This window comes from Humibacter ginsenosidimutans, from assembly GCF_007859675.1.
Taxonomy (GTDB): domain Bacteria; phylum Actinomycetota; class Actinomycetes; order Actinomycetales; family Microbacteriaceae; genus Humibacter; species Humibacter ginsenosidimutans.
In genome coordinates this window covers 1,375,094-1,392,459 of record NZ_CP042305.1, presented here as the reverse complement: position 1 = coordinate 1,392,459, position 17,366 = coordinate 1,375,094, and the positions used below count along the sequence as shown (strand labels likewise).

19 protein-coding genes are annotated in these 17,366 nt (G+C 66.8%); 9 read left to right on the top strand and 10 right to left on the bottom strand.

What is annotated here, in order from left to right:
* Positions 1-2: 2 nt before the first annotated feature.
* From FPZ11_RS06630 to FPZ11_RS06615, 4 genes are all read right to left on the bottom strand, one after another.
* Positions 3-341, bottom strand: a complete 339-nt coding sequence (locus FPZ11_RS06630; protein ID WP_146319424.1) for a DUF202 domain-containing protein — start codon at positions 339-341, stop codon at positions 3-5.
* A complete protein-coding gene (locus tag FPZ11_RS06625) occupies positions 338-697 on the bottom strand; it encodes a YidH family protein (protein ID WP_146319422.1) in 360 nt (119 codons plus the stop codon). The genes FPZ11_RS06630 and FPZ11_RS06625 overlap by 4 nt, the downstream gene beginning before the upstream one ends.
* 32 nt (positions 698-729) lie before the next feature.
* Positions 730-2,136, bottom strand: a complete 1,407-nt coding sequence (gene gnd, locus FPZ11_RS06620; RefSeq protein ID WP_246846658.1) for an NADP-dependent phosphogluconate dehydrogenase — start codon at positions 2,134-2,136, stop codon at positions 730-732.
* A 130-nt stretch (positions 2,137-2,266) separates the two neighbouring features.
* Positions 2,267-3,514: an MFS transporter gene (locus FPZ11_RS06615; protein ID WP_146319418.1), complete on the bottom strand. Its 1,248-nt coding sequence runs from the start codon at positions 3,512-3,514 to the stop codon at positions 2,267-2,269.
* Between the two features lie 61 nt (positions 3,515-3,575).
* On the opposite strand from FPZ11_RS06615, the gene FPZ11_RS06610 reads away from it, so the two are divergent.
* Positions 3,576-4,025 carry a MerR family transcriptional regulator gene (locus tag FPZ11_RS06610; protein WP_168203755.1) on the top strand — a complete coding sequence of 150 codons (450 nt, stop codon included), beginning with the start codon at positions 3,576-3,578 and terminating at the stop codon, positions 4,023-4,025.
* Positions 4,022-4,540, top strand: coding sequence for a gluconokinase (locus tag FPZ11_RS06605; RefSeq protein ID WP_146319414.1), 519 nt, complete (start codon positions 4,022-4,024; stop codon positions 4,538-4,540). Before FPZ11_RS06610 ends, FPZ11_RS06605 begins: the two co-directional genes overlap by 4 nt.
* A 609-nt stretch (positions 4,541-5,149) precedes the next feature.
* Here the strand turns inward: FPZ11_RS06605 and FPZ11_RS06600 are convergent.
* Both FPZ11_RS06600 and FPZ11_RS06595 read right to left on the bottom strand, forming a co-directional pair.
* Complete coding sequence (locus FPZ11_RS06600) at positions 5,150-5,506, bottom strand: DUF6188 family protein (RefSeq protein ID WP_146319412.1); 357 nt, start codon at positions 5,504-5,506, stop codon at positions 5,150-5,152.
* Positions 5,507-5,628: 122 nt separating this feature from the next.
* Positions 5,629-6,027: a hypothetical protein gene (locus tag FPZ11_RS06595; RefSeq protein ID WP_146319410.1), complete on the bottom strand. Its 399-nt coding sequence runs from the start codon at positions 6,025-6,027 to the stop codon at positions 5,629-5,631.
* Between the two features lie 274 nt (positions 6,028-6,301).
* On the opposite strand from FPZ11_RS06595, the gene FPZ11_RS19200 reads away from it, so the two are divergent.
* From FPZ11_RS19200 to FPZ11_RS06585, 3 genes are all read left to right on the top strand, one after another.
* A complete protein-coding gene (locus FPZ11_RS19200) occupies positions 6,302-6,475 on the top strand; it encodes a hypothetical protein (RefSeq protein ID WP_168203754.1) in 174 nt (57 codons plus the stop codon).
* 56 nt (positions 6,476-6,531) lie between these two features.
* Positions 6,532-8,004 carry a TIR domain-containing protein gene (locus FPZ11_RS06590; RefSeq protein WP_146319408.1) on the top strand — a complete coding sequence of 491 codons (1,473 nt, stop codon included), beginning with the start codon at positions 6,532-6,534 and terminating at the stop codon, positions 8,002-8,004.
* A 73-nt stretch (positions 8,005-8,077) separates the two neighbouring features.
* Complete coding sequence (locus FPZ11_RS06585) at positions 8,078-8,836, top strand: nucleotidyltransferase family protein (protein ID WP_146319406.1); 759 nt, start codon at positions 8,078-8,080, stop codon at positions 8,834-8,836.
* 164 nt (positions 8,837-9,000) lie between these two features.
* On the opposite strand, the gene FPZ11_RS06580 is transcribed toward FPZ11_RS06585, so the two are convergent.
* Positions 9,001-9,342 (bottom strand): cupin domain-containing protein, encoded by a 342-nt coding sequence (locus FPZ11_RS06580; RefSeq protein WP_146319404.1) that lies wholly within the window; start codon positions 9,340-9,342, stop codon positions 9,001-9,003.
* Positions 9,343-9,399: 57 nt separating this feature from the next.
* On the opposite strand from FPZ11_RS06580, the gene rlmN reads away from it, so the two are divergent.
* Complete coding sequence (gene rlmN, locus FPZ11_RS06575) at positions 9,400-10,584, top strand: dual-specificity RNA methyltransferase RlmN (RefSeq protein WP_146319402.1); 1,185 nt, start codon at positions 9,400-9,402, stop codon at positions 10,582-10,584.
* A gap of 49 nt (positions 10,585-10,633) precedes the next feature.
* Complete coding sequence (gene lpdA / locus FPZ11_RS06570; protein ID WP_146319400.1) at positions 10,634-12,031, top strand: dihydrolipoyl dehydrogenase; 1,398 nt, start codon at positions 10,634-10,636, stop codon at positions 12,029-12,031.
* Between the two features lie 105 nt (positions 12,032-12,136).
* Here the strand turns inward: lpdA and FPZ11_RS06565 are convergent, their stop codons facing one another.
* Positions 12,137-12,760 carry a TetR/AcrR family transcriptional regulator gene (locus FPZ11_RS06565; RefSeq protein ID WP_146319398.1) on the bottom strand — a complete coding sequence of 208 codons (624 nt, stop codon included), beginning with the start codon at positions 12,758-12,760 and terminating at the stop codon, positions 12,137-12,139.
* 220 nt (positions 12,761-12,980) lie between these two features.
* On the opposite strand from FPZ11_RS06565, the gene FPZ11_RS06560 reads away from it, so the two are divergent.
* Positions 12,981-13,568: a DUF6230 family protein gene (locus FPZ11_RS06560; RefSeq protein WP_146319396.1), complete on the top strand. Its 588-nt coding sequence runs from the start codon at positions 12,981-12,983 to the stop codon at positions 13,566-13,568.
* 13 nt (positions 13,569-13,581) lie between these two features.
* The gene (locus tag FPZ11_RS06555; protein ID WP_146319394.1) at positions 13,582-14,856 is read left to right on the top strand and encodes a DUF6114 domain-containing protein; all 1,275 of its coding nucleotides are present in this window, start codon (positions 13,582-13,584) and stop codon (positions 14,854-14,856) included.
* A gap of 58 nt (positions 14,857-14,914) precedes the next feature.
* Here FPZ11_RS06555 and uxaC read toward each other — a convergent pair whose 3' ends face one another.
* Positions 14,915-16,339 carry a glucuronate isomerase gene (uxaC, locus tag FPZ11_RS06550; protein WP_146319392.1) on the bottom strand — a complete coding sequence of 475 codons (1,425 nt, stop codon included), beginning with the start codon at positions 16,337-16,339 and terminating at the stop codon, positions 14,915-14,917.
* A 4-nt stretch (positions 16,340-16,343) separates the two neighbouring features.
* A complete protein-coding gene (locus tag FPZ11_RS06545; protein WP_146319390.1) occupies positions 16,344-17,360 on the bottom strand; it encodes a LacI family DNA-binding transcriptional regulator in 1,017 nt (338 codons plus the stop codon).
* Between the last annotated feature and the right edge of the window lie 6 nt (positions 17,361-17,366).

The following is a 17,366-nucleotide window of genomic DNA, read 5'->3' as shown; positions in this document are numbered from 1 at the left end:
GATCAGCGCTCCACGAGCGTGCAGGCTATACCAGCGCCACATGCGACGAGCGCGGCGGCGGTGAGCAGCACCAGCGGCACGGCCGGCGCCGCCGACGGTATCCGGTCGTGATGCCTGCCGTGGCCGGACAACGCTCGTCCGCGGGCGTTTCCGAATATCGTGAGCGCCACAGCCGAAGCCACCAGCAGTGCTCCGACCATCGTGAGTACGCCGACGCCGGACTCCCAACCTGCGCGGAACACGACGAGGCCGTTCACCGCCAGTGCCAGGCAGGTGCGGGACCAGGAGAGTGCGGTGCGCTCGCCCTGCAGCCCCGAGTCGCGTGCGGTGGGCCCGGTCATCCCTCGTAGACCGCTATCAGCACGGCGATCGTCGTGGCAACGGCGAGCACGACCGCGGCGAGCAGCGGCAGCGCGACGGTCAGCGGAAGTCGATGCCCGTGCCGCATGGCGATCTCATTGGCCCGCCAGCGCACATACGAGACGACGGCGAGCACGGCAGACAGCGCACCGAGCACGATCGCGAGCACCACGATGATGACGTGCGGTCCGATACGTGACGAGAACTGCTCGAGCAGCACGCCGCCTGCGAGAATGGCCAGCGCCGTTCGGATCCACGCCAGAAACGTGCGCTCGTTCGCGAGCGAGAAGCGATAGTCGGGGTCTTCGCCCTCCTCACGCCACTTGGGTTCACGCATGGCTCAAGGCTATCGGCGCCCCGGCGCCGCGATCAGTGCGTTGAGGGCTCGGTCTCGATCTCCGAGCGGTCGCCGGACCACAGCGTGTGGAAGACGCCGTCTTTGTCGACGCGCTTGTAGGTGTGCGCACCGAAGAAGTCGCGCTGACCCTGCACGAGCGCCGCCGGAAGGCGGTCGGCGCGCAGGCCGTCGTAGTAGGCGAGGCTCGAGCTGAACGCGGGCGACGGGATGCCCGCCTGGGCCGCCGTCACGACCACCCGACGCCACGCCTCCTGCGTGCGCCCCAGTGCCTCGCGGAAGTAGGGGGCGGTGAGCAGGGCGACGAGCCCGGCATCTTCGGCGTACGCCTCGGTGATGCGGTTGAGGAACTGGGCGCGGATGATGCACCCGCCGCGCCAGATGGCGGCGATGTCGCCCTTCTTGATGTCCCAGCCGTACTGCTGAGCGCCGGCGACGATCTCGTCGAAGCCCTGCGAATAGGCCACGATCTTCGAGGCGTAGAGCGCCTTGCGCACGTCTTCGACGAACGCGTCGGGATCGCTGACCTTCCAGCTCTCCGAGGGGCCGGGCAGGTCGGAGGCCGCGGCGCGCTGGGCCGGCTTGCTCGACAGGGAACGGGCGAACACGGCCTCGGCGATGCCGGAGACGGGGATGCCCAGGTCGAGCGCGGTCTGCACCGTCCAGGCGCCGGTGCCCTTGGCGCCCGCTTGGTCGAGGATGACGTCGACGAGCGGCGTGCCGGTCTCGGCGTCCACTTGGCGCAGCACCTCGGCGGTGATCTCGATGAGGTAGCTCTCCAGCTCGCCCTTGTTCCACTGCGCGAAGATGTCGGCGATCTCGGCCGGCGACTTGCCCGTGCCGCGGCGGATCAGGTCGTACGCCTCGGCGATGAGCTGCATGTCGGCGTACTCGATGCCGTTGTGCACCATCTTCACGAAGTGTCCGGCGCCGTCGTGGCCGACGTGCGTCACGCACGGCTCGCCCTCGGCGACGGCGGCGATGGAACGCAGGATCGGGCCGAGCGTCACCCAGGACTCGTCGGAGCCGCCCGGCATGATCGACGGACCGTTCAGGGCACCCTCCTCGCCGCCGGAGATGCCGGCGCCGACGAAGTTGATGCCGGTCTCTCGCACGGCCTTCTCGCGGCGGATGGTGTCGGTGAAGAGCGCGTTGCCGCCGTCGACGATGATGTCGCCGGGTTCGAAGACCTGCACGAGCTCGTCGATGACGGCATCCGTGCCCTTGCCCGCCTGCACCATGATGATCGCGGTGCGCGGCTTCGAGAGCGTCGCCGCGAACTCCTCGTAGTCGTAGGCCGGAAGGAATCCTGCCTCGGGATGCTCGGCCACCAGCTCGTCGGTGCGGGAGCGGCTGCGGTTGAACACGGCCACCGTGTTGCCCTCACGGCTGGCGAGGTTGCGGGCGAGGTTCGAGCCCATCACGGCGAGGCCGACGACTCCGATGTTCGCAACGGACTTCTCTGGCACGGCGCTACTCCTCGAAAGACGGGGTGAGTGGTATCCCACGCGATGCGGGATTCCAACTCTACGGGAGCGGGCATGCTCGATGTCATTCGGGCTGGCTGCCGACGAGTCGGTGCCCGCTGTTCGAAGACTCGCCTTCAGTGGCAGAGTCACTGTTCCTCGCTCCCTGCGCGCCGATCGATCCGGCTCTCCAGGCGAGCGGTGCACCGAGCATGGAGATGCCGATGAGGCAGACGATGACCGGCATCCAGGAGCCGGCTCTCGTGTGCAGCGCCGAGGCGAGCAATGGTCCGAAGGCGGCGAGCACGAAGCCCTCCGTCTGTGCGAAGGCGGAGAGCGAAGCCGTGTGTGCGGCGTCCGTCCCGCGTTTGCCGTAGAGCACCCCCGGTACGGCCTGCCCGGCACCCAGTCCGATGCCGAGCACGACCACAGCCCCCACCCGAGCATCGGACGGCAGCACGAGGACACCGAGGAGTCCGGTCGCGCACGCAAGTGCTGTCACGACGATGAGCGTGTGATGCTGACGCATCCGCCCCGCTGCCGCGGCCCCCGCCGCTCCACCGGGGGCGACGCACACGATGAGCGCATCGAGCAGGATGCCGGCCGCGGCGGGGGAGAGGCCTCCGGCCACGAGCATGCTCGGCAGCCACGCGAGCGTCGTGTAGAACAGCAGTGACTGTATGCCGAAGAAGAGCAGCAGGCTCCAGCCGAGCCGGCTTCGCATCGGATGTCCCGCCACGGTGTCGGCAACGGCTTCGGCACGAGGCTCGTCGTGCCACCACTGCGGCACCATGCCGGCCAGGGCGAGCAGAGCGGGCATGACGGCCACGGCGATCGCGAGCGGCCACGACCCGGTCGCGTCGAGCACGGGGAGAGTGGCGGCCGTCACGGCTGCGGAGCCGGCCCCCATCGCGAGGGCGTAGCCGCCCATGGCCAGTCCGGTGCTGGTCGAGAATCGTCGACGGACCAGCACCGGGATGAGCACGTTCGCCACACCGATCGCGGCGCCCATGACGGCCGTTCCTGCGAGCAGGCCGGGGAGACCGAGCATCCGGATGCCTGCGCCGAGCACGCCGACACCACAGGCGACGATGAGCGCCCGCTCGTCGCCCATGCGTCGTCGGAGCACCGGTGCGACCGGCGCGAGCAGCCCCATCATCAGCGGCGGAAGGAGGCCGGCGACGCCCACCACGGCGCTCGGGAACTGCACGCGTGGTTGCAGGGCCCCGATCTGGCCGAAGGGGGCGCGCACGCTCAGCGAGAGCAGCACGAAGCCCACCACGAGCACGACCGTGCGCCGCCGCAACGGGGATGAGGACACATTCTCTTGCATGTCCGGTAGGCTTTCAGCTCAAGTCGGCTTGAGCGCAAGTCGAGCGATGGGAGTGCAGGCGATGGAGCAGGGGTCGAAGCTGCACTCGATCCGCGAGGTGGCCGATGCGTTCGGAATGGCCGTTTCGGCACTGCGCTACTACGACGAGCTCGGCGTGCTTCCTGCGACGGAACGACGAGGCGGGGTGCGCTATTACGACGAGCGTTCCCTCGCCGTGCTCGCGTACGTGCAGCTCCTCCATGACGACGCCATGCTCCCCCTGGACCGCACGCAGCAGGTCATCGACGCGAGAACGGCCGGGCAGCGCGCGGCGCGCTTGCGGGGTGGTGCTGACGCGCTGCGTGAGAACGCCGAGCGGATGCTCTCCGCGGCCGACATGCTCGACCACCTGAGTCAGTGCCCGGCGCGCGACCCCCTGACGTGTCCTGTCACCGGAGCCGAGCTCGACCGGCGTGTGGAGCGGGCCATGGCGAACGGGATGCGTCGCCCATCGACCAGAATGTCTTTATGACCGTCGTGCCTCCCGTGCAGTTGCCCCCCATCGTGCTGATGGGGGTCTCCGGTGCGGGCAAGACGGTCGTGGGCAACGCGCTCGCCGACGCATCGGGCCGCGTGTTCATCGACGGCGACGACCTGCATTCGGCGGCCAACAAGGAGAAGATGCGTGCGGGCATCCCGCTCGCCGATCAGGATCGCGAGCCGTGGCTGCGCACGATCGGCGAGCGGCTGGCCGTCGGTGACGGAGTCATCGTGGCGTGCAGCGCCCTGAAGCGGCGCTATCGCGATCTGCTGCGTGAATATGCACCAGGCGTGTTCTTCGCGCACCTCGACCCGGAGCGCGCCGCGCTGGAAGAGCGCGTGCACACGCGTGCGCACGAGTACATGCCCGCCGGACTGCTGGACTCCCAGCTCGCCGCGCTCGAGCCGCTGACCGACGACGAGTTCGGCGCCGTCTTCCACGGCGAGGTGACGGTCGAACAGACGGTTGCGGACATCCGCGCCGCGCTCGCCGGCGACGGCGAGTAATCGCAGCGCGGCCCGAGTCGACGTTCGGAGTGTAGGTTCTCAGCCGAGATGGCGAATTCTCACGGGGTTGGCGAGCGTCTGGCGAATTCGCCATGTAGCTGAGACAGGTCAGGCTCGGCGCGTGGCTGGGTCGTCATAAGAGGCGGCTTGGGGCCGGCATTCGTGTCCAGCGCAGTGACAGCAAACTAGACCATTGCTCAGGAATGATGTTGCAGTTGACGCCCCATCACCGGGCATTTCACCGTACGAGTCTTACGCACATCGCTCGGCCGCGGATTCTCGCAGTCGAGGCGCCGGGGAGTTCGTCCGCTGGTGGACCGGTTTGCGGGCGCCGAAGACGCGGCACAATGAGCAGATGATCCGCGTCATCCTCTGTGTACAGTCATGCGAACTCGCCACTCGGCATGCCAAACGTATCGAGGCGGATCCGTAGTGAACCGGCGCACAGCCCACTCCGCGCTCAGCGACACCGGGGATGCGTTGACGTACCGCACGAGAGCCCTCTCCACCTAGGCGAACCTTTGAGAATAGGCCCCGCATTCGGCAGTGCGGCGTCTATTACGGGTCCCGTTGTGTGCCTCTCTTATGCGGGTAACAGCGTTTCGCGAACTAGACGACGACTTCTCGGTCGCGGTCGCTGGCCTGGAATGACTCGTAGTGTTCGGTGGCGTCGATTACACGGACCGATAGGCCGTCCTCGAAGGTCATTGAGAAGCTTTGCGAGTCGTTGACCTTGACATTGGTAACTCGAGTCCCTAGCGCCATCACAAGAGTCGCCGCGACCTCGCGAGCGTCTGCAACCACGGTCTCTTCACCCCCTGACAGCTGCACACCGAGGTCACTCTCGACCGAAACGTACACACCCTCATCGAAGCGCAGGATCAGCTGCCAGCGGCCAAAGCTCAACTGGTCGAGTGATCGCCCCTGCAGAAACGCGAACGTCTCGCCATCTGGGATGCCGTACACAGCCCGAGCGTATCCGATGCTCGAAGACCCGCTCGGCGCCAAACGCACCATCGAAGCCGTCGGCACCCTGACGGCCCAGGGTTAGCAATCCGCCCGCAGACCGATCGGTCACCGCAACGTAACTACTTGTCGTTCGCGACCGCCAGGCCTTGGTCCCAGGCGCGAGCGAATTCGGCGGGCCACCACTGCTGGAAGTACGCGTCAATTTCGCGTTCGGATGTTAGGTCGAGCGATAGCCACTTGCGGGCGGCCTTACGACCCTCCTCGTCGCAAAGCTGATCGGACTGCGGGCCCCTGAAGTGATCGAACAGATCACTCACTTCCATCCACAGTGAGTAGGCGTCCCTGCCGTGGTGGGCATCGACGTATTCGATCACGAACTGTCCTGCCTCTTCGTTGGCAGTCAGGTATGTGCTCTGCGTGGTGGGTCCCAGCACCGTTCGGGCGACCTCCGTCATGGCATCCAGAAAACGCAACTCAATGTCCGCTTCCCTCGTTGCCGTCGACGGCGGTTCAGTCATGACGCTGACCATAGGCCAAGCTCGAGCAGGTGCCTATTTGCGGCATACGCTAGCGGGTCCACGACCGTGCCGGAATTGGTCCCGGTGGGCGACGCAGCGCTTCGTCGGTCAATTGCATCACTTGGGGGTCCCCTGCGGGGCAGCGTGGCGCCGGTGTCGTTTGTCAGCGGACGCCGTAGGCGATCGGCAGCCACCTGGCGGTGAATCTGACGCGGCAGCACGGCGTTACCGACGGGTTCCGTCGGATGTCGGAGTGCAGAGCCAAGATTGAGCCATGTTCACCGCACAGTGCACCGAATGTGGCCAGCCGATGACGCTCAGCGTCAAACCGGAGCAGCGTCGCCCGAAACAGGCGCCTGGCCGGGACCGTACAGACTTCGACGAATGGTTTTGTCCGAACGGCCATCGCCGCAACCTGACGCGCGTTGAGTCCCGGGCGTTCGATTGAAAGCAACCCCTCGTACTGCGACAGTGCGTGTGCCCTCGTGCCTCTAGGGTTGGGCCATGGCGCTGTTGCGAGTCGAAGAGGTCTTCAAGACGTCCGGAATACCGACCCACACTTTCGTTCGTCCGTCGGAGTACTCGCGACTGAGGGTCGCGCTCCGAACCCCAGGCAGGGGTGTCATCGTGGAGGGTCCGTCGGGCATCGGCAAGTCCACCGCAATCACCAGGGCCCTTGAAGAGGAGGGTCTCGACAAGGAAGTCACGCGTCTCACCGCGCGAGAGCCCGTCGACGTGGAGTATCTGGACGCACTGCCTGAACTCGGTGCTTTCGGCACGGTCGTGATTGATGACTTTCACCGGCTCGAAGAGTCCGTGAAGCGAAGGATCGCCGACCTACTCAAGGTCACCGCCGATGCCGAGGACGAGAGTCGGAAGCTCGTGATCATCGGGATCAATGAGGCGGGTAAGAGCCTCATCGATTCGTCGCCAGACCTCACAAATCGACTCGAAGTCCTCCGGTTCGAGGCGGAGCCCGACTTGAAGATCGACGAGCTCGTAACCGCCGGGGAGAGGGCCTTCAATGTATCGCTCGCAGCCCGCGCGTTGATCGTCCAGAATGCTCGCGGCAGCTTCTATATCGCCCAGCTCCTCTGCATGGACGCCTGTCTCCAGGCGGACCTCACAGAGCGTCCTGAAGAGAGCGTGGAAGTCGCCACCACGTACGCCGCGATCCAGCGGAAGGTGGTGGAGCGGCAACGGGATCGATTCGGAGATTCCGTACGAAGCTTCGCGCGCGGAACGAGATTCAGGCCAGGAGGACGCGCTCCCTACCTCCACATTCTGCGGTGGCTCAGCGAGGCCGACTCCTGGAGCATCTCGATCCGGGACGAGATTAGGCGCCATCCGACCGAAAAGGCGAGCGTTTTCCTCGTGCTCGACCGGGGTTACCTCGCGTCTCTCGTGGCTCAGCCCGCGATCAGCAAGCTCCTGCACTTCGATGAGAAGACGAGCGTTCTCTCCGTCGAGGATCCCATGCTCACCTTCTACTTGCGCGCCGTCTCGTGGCCAGACTTCGTGCGAGAGGTCGGTTTCAAGCGAGTGGACTACGAAGAGAGCTACGACATCGCTCTCTCGTTCGCGGGCGAGGACCGAGCTTATGCGTCGGCCCTTCGTGATGCCCTGGAGGACTTGGGGCACGCGGTCTTCTACGACAGCGCCGAGCAGGCGCGCTTCCTCGGCCAGGACGTCGAAACGTACCTCGGGCCGATATACGAGTCCGGCTCGCGCTACGTCGTTGCAGTCCTTGGGGAGATGTATGGCAGAAAGCGGTGGACTCTCTTCGAGGCAAGCAAATATAAGGATCGGATCGAAGCGGGCCAGGTAATCCCAGTTTGGTCCATCAAGATTCCGCCGGAGCCATTCGACGCGACGCGAAGCCTCTTCGGCCTGGACTGGGACCCAGATGCAGCGGTGCAGGACCAAGCATCCGCGCACGCGAGCGTGATCTCGGAGAAGCTCGGGCTGGCCGAGTAGTCTCCGGCGATGCCCGCAAGCGGATCCGCCATCGGGCGTCGACTCCAACGCAAGCATGGGTTTGACTTGAGGCGTGTTTGATCCACGTGAACGAGAAGCCGTCCGAACTGCTCTGGTCGAGCGAGCCAGGGATGACGCGGCGATCGCTGGTGCAGCCTTAGTGGGTTCAGCCGCGCGGGACGCGGAGGACAACTGGTCCGACATCGACTTGGTGTTGCAGCTGGCTCCCGACGCGGACGAACCCACGGTTGTGGGCGAATGGACCAGCTACCTCGGGGCTGTCAGTCCGGTCGCCGACACGTTTGACTTGTTGGCTGGAGGCATCCGCTATCGCGTCTTCCTCCTTGAGTCCTCGCTTCAGATCGATCTGTCGTTCTGGCCGTTCGCCCAGTTTCGCGCGACGGAGGCTCCGTTCCGGTTGCTCTTCGGCACGCCTGGGACAGCAACGGAGCCCGCGCCGCCTGATCTGGATCGAACCATCGGGATGGGCTGGCTGTATGCGCTACACGCGAGGTCTGCGGTGGCGCGGCGCAAGTTGTGGCAGGCCGCGATAATGCTCGATGAGCTGCGCGATACCGTCGTGACCCTGATGTGTGTCCGGAACGATCTGCCCTACTGGCACGGTCGCGGAGTCGATCAGTTGCCCGACGGGGAGCGATCGAAGCTGGAGTCCAGCCGTGCGGCGCGCGTGATTCCAATGGACCTCGACAACAGCCGACGCGGTCTCACGCGGCTATTCCTTGAGGAGATCGGATTCGTTGACGATGCGAGAGCCACGCGGCTTGAACCGGCATTCGATCAGCTTCTGAACCCGATACCCATCGTGCAGTGAAGGATCCCCTTATGAAGCCTGGCAGTTGAGTCGGCTGTAGGACTTCGTCACCTTCCATGGATAAACGGCCGTGGAAACCATGCCACCTGCCTGAGACTCCCAGGCTCTCGCGCCATCTCGGCGTGGAACCTACACGGAGCTCGGACTCGAGCCGACGAGCTCGTTCAGACGAAGACCATGCCCGCGTCCTGGCGGGGCTGCAACGGGAACACTCCGATGAACTCGGCGTCGTCTTCCAGCGCGTCGAAGCTGTCGACCCGCACGCCTTCCGGCTCGTAGAACACGTCGCCCGGCGTGAGAATGCGCTCCGCCGCCCCTTCGACCGCGTACCGCACGCGGCCCGCGACAATGGTGCCGAACACCGGCCCGTTGTGCACGTGCGCGCCCGACGGGGTGCCTGCGAGCATGCGGATGCGACGCACTTCGACGCGCCCGACCGCCTTGGGATCGGGGAGCGTGACGTCGAGCTCGAGGGTGCGGGTGACGCGTTCGCTGAGATCTGCCATGAGCACCGAACGTACCGGTGCGGGGAATGCTCAGCGGCATCCTGAGACAATTGACCGGTGAGCGAGACGACGATCAGGCAGGTGCGCCCGGCGACCGAAGGTTGGACGCAGCAGCTGGCGGCCGACGGCAGGCCGGCGCTGCAGTTCGCCTCCCCGCGGCGCAAGCAGCCGGAGACGCACCTGGCCGATCTGACGCCGGCCGAGCGCAAGGCGAAGGTCGAGGAGCTCGGTCTGCCCGGATTCCGTGCCAAGCAGCTGTCGACGCACTACTTCACGCACTACACGACGGATGCCGCGGCCATGACCGATCTGCCGGCATCCGGTCGCGAAGAACTGGTCTCGAGCCTCTTGCCGCCGCTGCTCACCGAGGTGCGGCGGTTCCGCACCGACGACGGGCGCACCATCAAGTTCCTCTGGCGGCTGTTCGACGGCGCCCTCGTCGAGTCGGTGCTCATGCGCTACCCGGGTCGCATCACGCTGTGCATCTCGTCGCAGGCTGGCTGCGGCATGAACTGTCCGTTCTGCGCCACCGGTCAGCAGGGCCTCACGCGCAACTTGTCGGCGGCGGAGATCGTCGATCAGGTGGTCGCCGCCAACCGCGCGATCGCCGCCGGCGAATTGGGGCACCGGCCGGACGGCGCCCCGGAGCGCGTGCACAACATCGTCTTCATGGGCATGGGGGAGCCGCTGGCGAACTACAAGCGGCTGATGAACGCCATTCGCACGCTCGTCGCCCCGCAGCCGGATGGTCTCGGCATGTCGGCCCGCGCCATCACGGTGTCGACCGTCGGACTCGTGCCCGCGATCCGCAAGCTCGCCGACGAAGACATCCCGCTCACGTTCGCTCTCTCGCTGCACGCGCCAGACGACGGGCTGCGCGACGAGCTCATCCCGGTGAACTCGCGATGGAAGGTCGACGAGGCACTGGATGCCGCCCGCCACTACTTCGAGAAGACCGGCCGCCGCGTCTCGATCGAATACGCGCTCATCAAGGACATGAACGACCACGCCTGGCGCGCCGACCTGCTCGCGCAGAAGCTCAACGAGCGCGGCCACGGCTGGGTGCACGTCAACCCGATTCCGCTCAACCCGACGCCGGGTTCCATCTGGACCGCGAGCGAGAAGGATGTCACGGCCGAGTTCGTGCGCCGGCTCGAGGCCGCGGGCATCCCGACCACGCTGCGCGACACCCGCGGCAAGGAGATCGACGGCGCCTGCGGGCAGCTCGCCGCGGCGGAGTAACAGGTAGCATCCCGTAGCGGAACCCGTTCAGAGCTTCAGGAGGATTTCCATGCCCCATTTCGACGTCGTCGTGCTCGGAGCCGGCCCCGGCGGTTACGTCGCCGCCGTGCGTGCCGCACAGCTCGGCCTGCAGGTCGCTGTCGTCGAACAGCAGTACTGGGGCGGCGTCTGCCTCAACATCGGGTGCGTTCCCGCGAAGACCCTGATCCGCAACGCCGAGGTGCTCAGCCTCGTCACGCGCGAGGGTGCGCAGTTCGGCATCTCCGGTGACATCCACGCCGACTACGGCGTGGGCTGGGATCGCAGCCGTCAGGTTGCTGATGCCCGTGCCAAGGGCGTGCACTTCCTCATGCGCAAGAACAAGATCACCGAGTTCGACGGCCACGGCTTCTTCACGGGACCGAAGTCGATGGACGTCGCACTGGCATCCGGCGGCACCGAGCAGCTCACGTTCGACAACGCCATCATCGCGACCGGTTCGACCGTGCGGCTGCTGCCGGGCGTCACGCTCAGCGACAACGTTCTCACCTACAAGGAGCTCATCCTCAGCCGCGACCTGCCGAAGTCGATGGTGGTCGTCGGCGCCGGCGCCATCGGCCTCGAGTTCGCCTATGTGCTGGCGAACTACGGCGTGCAGGTCACCGTGATCGAGTTCCTCGACCGCGCGCTGCCGAACGAAGACGTGGATGTCTCCAAGGAGATCACGAAGCACTTCAAGGCCCTCGGCGTGCCGATTCTCGTCTCCACCAAGGTCGAGACCGTGGTCGACGACGGCAACCAGGTGACCGTGACGTACACGGGTGCCGACGGTGCCCAGGGCAGCGTCGTGGCGGACAAGGCGCTCATCTCGGTCGGCTTTGCCGCCAATGTCACGGGCTTCGGGCTTGAGAACACCGGCGTCGAGCTCACCGACCGTGGCGCCATCGCCATCGACGACTTCATGCACACGAACGTTCCCGGCATCTACGCCATCGGCGACGTGACGGCGAAGCTGCAGCTGGCCCACGTGGCGGAGGCGCAGGGCATCGTCGCCGCCGAGACGATCGGCGGCGCGGAGACCATGGCGCTGGGCGACTACCGCAACATGCCGCGCGCCACCTACATGCAGCCCCAGGTGGCGAGCTTCGGCCTCACGGAGCAGCAGGCGCGCGACGCCGGCTACGACGTCGAGGTCGCCACGTTCCCGATGCTCGCGAACGCCAAGGCGCACGCGCTCGGCGATGCACGCGGCTTCGTCAAGCTGGTGGCCGACAAGAAGCACCACGAACTGCTCGGCGGCCACATGGTCGGACTGGACGTCTCCGAGCTTCTGCCCGAGCTCACGCTGGCCCAGAAGTGGGACCTCGGCGCGCTCGAGCTGGCGCGCAACGTGCACCCGCACCCGAGCCTCTCCGAGTCGATGCAGGATGCCTTCCACGGCCTCGTCGGCCACATGATCAACCTGTAGCCGCTCACCACTCGCACAAGGCGCACCCTCGGAACCCCCGGTTCCCGAGGGTGCGCCTTTCCGTCCCCGAGGGTGCGCCTTTCTCCTGCCGAGAGTGCGGGTCGCTCAGCTGCCGGCGTCGGGGAGCGGTCCCGCCGCCGACTCGACGACCGCGAATGCGCTGCGTTCGAGAAAGGCCAGGAACTCGGCGGCGGCCTTGTCTCCCTCGGCCCCCGCCACGAGTTCGCCGTCGACGAGTGCCTGCTCGGCGAACGCCACCCACGCCCGCAGCGCCACGTGCAGCAGCGGTGACGACGGCACGCCGAGCTCGTCGAACACGGCGATCACCCGCTGCGTCTGGATCTGCTCGGCCTCTTCGACGACGGCGCGCACCTCGCTGTCACCGCTTGCCACGCCGTGCACGAGCGAGACGAACGTGCTGCGGTGCTCCCGCACGAATCCGACGATCTTCTCGAGCGTGGTGTGCAGCCGCTCCAGCGGCGGAAGGTCGAGCTCGGGCTCCGTGGCGTTGAGCATGCCGTCGCGCGCCGCCCGCACGACCTCACGATGAAAACCCTGCTTGGAGTCGAAGTAGTAGAACAGCAGACCGCGTGACACCCCGGCCTGTGCGGAGAGGTCCTCGACGTTCAGCTGATCGAGAGGGCGGTCGGCGAGTGCGGCGACGCCGAGCGCGATGAGCTGGGCTCGACGCTCGTCGGGCGTCATACGGGTACGGCGCTCGGCGGGCATGGAGACGAGCTTAAGGCGTGGATGACGCTGCCACGGTCGGGCGTTCGGCACGCTGTCGAAGGCTGTCACCCGACCGGGGGTGAAAATAATGAGACCTCGCGCTATATTGACTCCTGGTAAATAGCTACTGACACCGTGTCAATAGTGAGCCGAGGCATCCACGGAGCAGATGTGCCCGGGGATCGGCTCGAACAGCAGCGTTGTGGATCAAGGAGGATCTATGAACATGCGTTCCCTGACGACCCGACGGGCGGGGCGCGTCGCGCTCGCCGCGATTCCGGTCGGAGTCGTTGCGAGCCTGCTGATGGGCGGCGTCGCCAACGGCGCCGTGCCCGTGGCGTTCACGGTGTCGGGCGGCACCTTCCAGGTGGGCGCCTCTCAGCTGGAGGGCACCGGCTTCTCGCAGTACGCGGGGGTGGCCAAGGAGAAGGACGGCAAGACGCACCCGGTGTCGGTGGCCAACATCGCCAGCGCCAAGCTGTACGACCTGTGCCAGTCGGTCGTGGTTCCCGGGATGCCGCTGGGCCTCAAGATCACCGCGGGCGGCGGTGGCACGCCTGCCACGGCAACCGATCTGCAGATCGGCATGACCGACCTCAAGGGCGACGCGACGTTCAACAACATCCGCATCGGTGTCGACGCCTCGACGGTCAGCACCACGGCCAAGGGAACCGCGGGCGACTTCGCCCAGGATGCCGACTCGGTCTCGATCAAGAACCTGCAGCAGACGGCCTGGAGCACGCAGGCATCCGTCTTCAACCTGACCGGACTGCACCTGCAGCTCACCAATGGCGAGACCTGCTTCTAGTCCGGAGAACGCCATGGATGACGATAGCCGCACGCCGCGCTCGTTCGCGCAGTGGTACCGCACACGCCCGTTCATCGGCGGCGTGCTCACCGTGCTCGGCGGCGTGGAGCTGCTCTTCTCCGGGCAGTTCACGGTCGGATCTCTGCGCATGCAGGTCGGCATCGAAGGCTTCCAGGCGACGCTGATCCCGATCGTGCTCGTGCTGGTGGGCGTGCTGGCGACGCTGATGCCGCAGCACCGCATCTTCTACGGCGTGATCGGTCTGGCCGTCGGCCTCTACTCGCTGATCGGCGTGAACCTGGGCGGCTTCTTCGTCGGCATGGTCCTCGCGTGCGTCGGCGGCGTGATGATCGTGTCGTGGATGCCGCGGCACGACGAGACGCGCCAGCAGGAGTCCGACACGATCGCCGGTTCGGATCGGGGCCAGCAACGCCGAGCTGATGTGGAGTCTCTTCTGAGCGAATCGGCCGATCAGAACGAGCGTTCCGACCAGAGCGACCTGCTCGATCAGAGCGAGCGTTCCGACCAGAACACGGCATCCACTGGGATCGCGGGCTCCCAGCGACGTGCGCGCCGGCGTGCGGCGGGCGGAGCGCTCGCCATCGCCCTGACCGTCACGACGGCCGTCGGGCTCACGGCCGGCATGCCGCAGAGCGCGTCGGCCGCCGAGCCGGCTGGCGTGTGCATCCTCGGTTTCATCGGCGACTGCCCGAGTCCGAGCCCCACGCCGTCCACGGCGCCGACGAGCACGGCTCAGCCCTCCGGCGGCGCGACAGATCCCGGCACGAGCACGTCGGGCGGGTCGTCGTCATCGACGTCCGGCGCCACGGCCTCGAGCTCACCCGCGGGGCCGACGCTGGTCGCCCCGGCGTCGTCAGCACCCGTGTTCACCGGCAAGCCGGCGCTTCTCCAGGGCTCGTCGCTGTCGTTCTCCGGCCTGCGCTACCTCGGCCTTGCCACGGTGCGGCTCTCGGACGGCAGCACGGCAACGGTGCTCAAGCTCTCGATGGACAGCGTGACGATTCCCGGCTTCCGGCTCGACACCAGAGACGCCAGCGGCAGCGGCACAGACACCGTGGCCACTCAGATGGCGTTCAGCGGCGGAGTCGACACGTACTGCGCCTCGCTCAAAGGCATCATGCAGAACGGGGATGCCGTCGAGTACGACATCAAGCACCCGCCGTCGACGAACGGCTCGGTTCCCGTCACCCGCATCATCTCGCTCGAGGTGTTCGGCATCACGGGCGGCAGCTCGGTGCTCACGGGGTTCCACGAGATGATCAGCTGACCATCGCAGCGGCGCGGACGCCCCGGCGCGTGAGCCGTCGTCCACCGAGTCGGCGGCACTACAAGCGAAACGTCGACACGGGTATGTCGGCGACGAGGCGGTGGGCGAGCGTGAGCGCGTCATCCTCGCTCAGCTGGTGTGTCGTCACCAGTGATGCCAGGTATCCGGCATCCAAACGCCGTGACATGTCGTGTCGCGCGGGGATCGAGCAGTAGGCGCGGGTGTCGTCGATGAATCCGCTCGTCTTGGCGAACCCCGCCGAGTCGGTCACCGCGGCCCGGTATCTGGCGATGCCGGCGGGGGAGTCGAGGAACCACCACGGCGCCCCGGCGAAGACGCTCGGGTAGAACCCGGCGAGGGGGGCGATCTCGCGCGAGAACAGGGTCTCGTCGACGGTGAAGAGCACGATGCGGAATGTCGGGTTCACCCCGAAGTCGCGCAGGATCGGCGTGAGCGGGACCGTGTATCCGCCGGCGGCCGGAAGATCGTGACCCGTGTCCGGGCCGAACGCGTCGAACGTGGGCCGATGGTGGTTGCGGATGACGCCGGCGTGCAGCTGCATGACGAGGCCGTCTTCCGCACTCATCTCCGCGAGCCGGTACAGCATGGTGCGTCGGTAGGCGTCGGCATCCGCCTGCGTGATCGTGCCCGCGAGAGCCTCCCTGTGAATGCGTTCGGCATCTGCGTCAGCCAGCGGCTCGCTGCCCGCATCGATCGTCCCAGTGTCGGTGGCGGTGCCCCCTGCCGCCTTGAAATATGCGCGACGCGAGCGGAGCGCATCCAGCAGACCGGCGTGGTTGCCGCAGTCGATGTTCGCCGCGGCCGACAGCGCGTCGAGTCTGCCCCGCCACGTCGGTTCGAGTGGATGCATGTACCGGTCGGCTCGGAAGGTCGGTACGACCCTGCCGGTGAATGTCGGGTCGTCGCGGAGTGCGAGGTGGGCGGAGAGGTCGTCCGCGGGATCGTCCGTGGTGGCGAGAACGGCGATGTTGAACCGATCGAAGAGTGCGCGCGGGCGAAACTCCGGCCGGGAGAGCGTGTCCACCAGCTGGTCGTACAGGGCATCGGCGGTCACAGCGGACGGCGCCTCGGTCAGGCCGAACACGCCGGCGAACTCGCTCTCGAACCAGTACCGCACCGGGGTGCCCAGAAAGACGTCCCAGTGCTCGCAGAGTGCTCGCCAGATCTCACGGCCGGATCCTGGTGCGCCTGCGCCTTCCGAGTTCTCCACATGCCGGAGCCCGAGTCGTTCGAGGGGGACTCCGACCGCGTGCAGCAGGCGCACAACGTAGTGGTCGGGCGTGATGAGCAGCGCGGCGGGGTCGTCGAACGGTTCGTCTTCGAGCAGCATGCCGGCGTCGACGTGACCGTGCGGAGAATAGATCGGTGCGTCCGCGACGGCTGCGTACAGGCCACGGGCCACTTCACGCGTGCCGGGGTCGGCGGGGAGCAGTCGATCGGGGTGCGGGCTGAGGGCCGTCATCTTGTCACGCCTTCGTGGTCGGGGCGGGGCCGGTGGAGCCCCGCACGGTGAGATATGTGGGCAGAGTCGCAGTGTTGCGTGCACCGGGCGCTGCCTGCGGGTCGAGGCGCGCCAGGAGCATGGAGACGGCGAGCCGTCCTGTCTGCTCGATCGGTGCCGCGAGCGTCGTCAGCGGGGGATTGCAGAAGTCGGCGCCGAAGATGTCGTCACAGCCCACGACGCTCAAGTCCTCTGGCACACGCACTCCTCGGGATGCCAGGCGCTGCAGCATCCCGATCGCCAAGAGATCGTTGAACGCGATCACGGCGGTCACTCCTGCGTTGATGGCAGCGTCGGCGGCAGCGGCGCCGGCCAGCTGGCGTGGCGAGTAGGGCCCGAGCCGTGTCGGCGTGATGGCATGCGCGCTGGTGGCCTTTGCGAATGCCCGCCAGCGACTCTCGTTCGACCACGAGGTCTCTGGACCGGAAACGTAGGCGATCGATCGATGGCCCAACGAGACCAGGTGTTCGACAGCCTGGACCACGCCGCTGGGGGTATCGATGAAGACGCTGGCGACGCCGGTGGTCTGGCGGTTGATCGCGACGAGGGGAATCTCTGCCGCGAGCGCTGCGAGCGCGCGGTCGGCCAGGCGGGATGCCGAGAGGATCACACCGTCGTACGACGAGCGAAGTCGATGGAGCAAGTCGTCCTCATTCTGGTCCGACTCCTCGGTGTCAACCAGGATCTGCGAGTAGCCGGCCGCCTTCAACTGCTGCTGGGTGCCGCGGATGATGCCGAAATAGAACGGGTTCGTGACGTCGGAGACGACCACTGCGACTGCCCGGCTGCGGCTGACATCTGTTGCCGTAGACGGCTTCGCATAGCCGAGGGTCGCCGCAATCTTCTCGATGCGAGCTCGCGTCTCGTCGTTCACTCGGTCGGGCAGGGACAATGCCCGTGAGACGGTCGATGGCGCCACCCCCGCCTCACGGGCGACGTCGCGCAGAGAGACGCGTCTGGCTGGCTGGCTGTTGTCGGTCATGGTCTC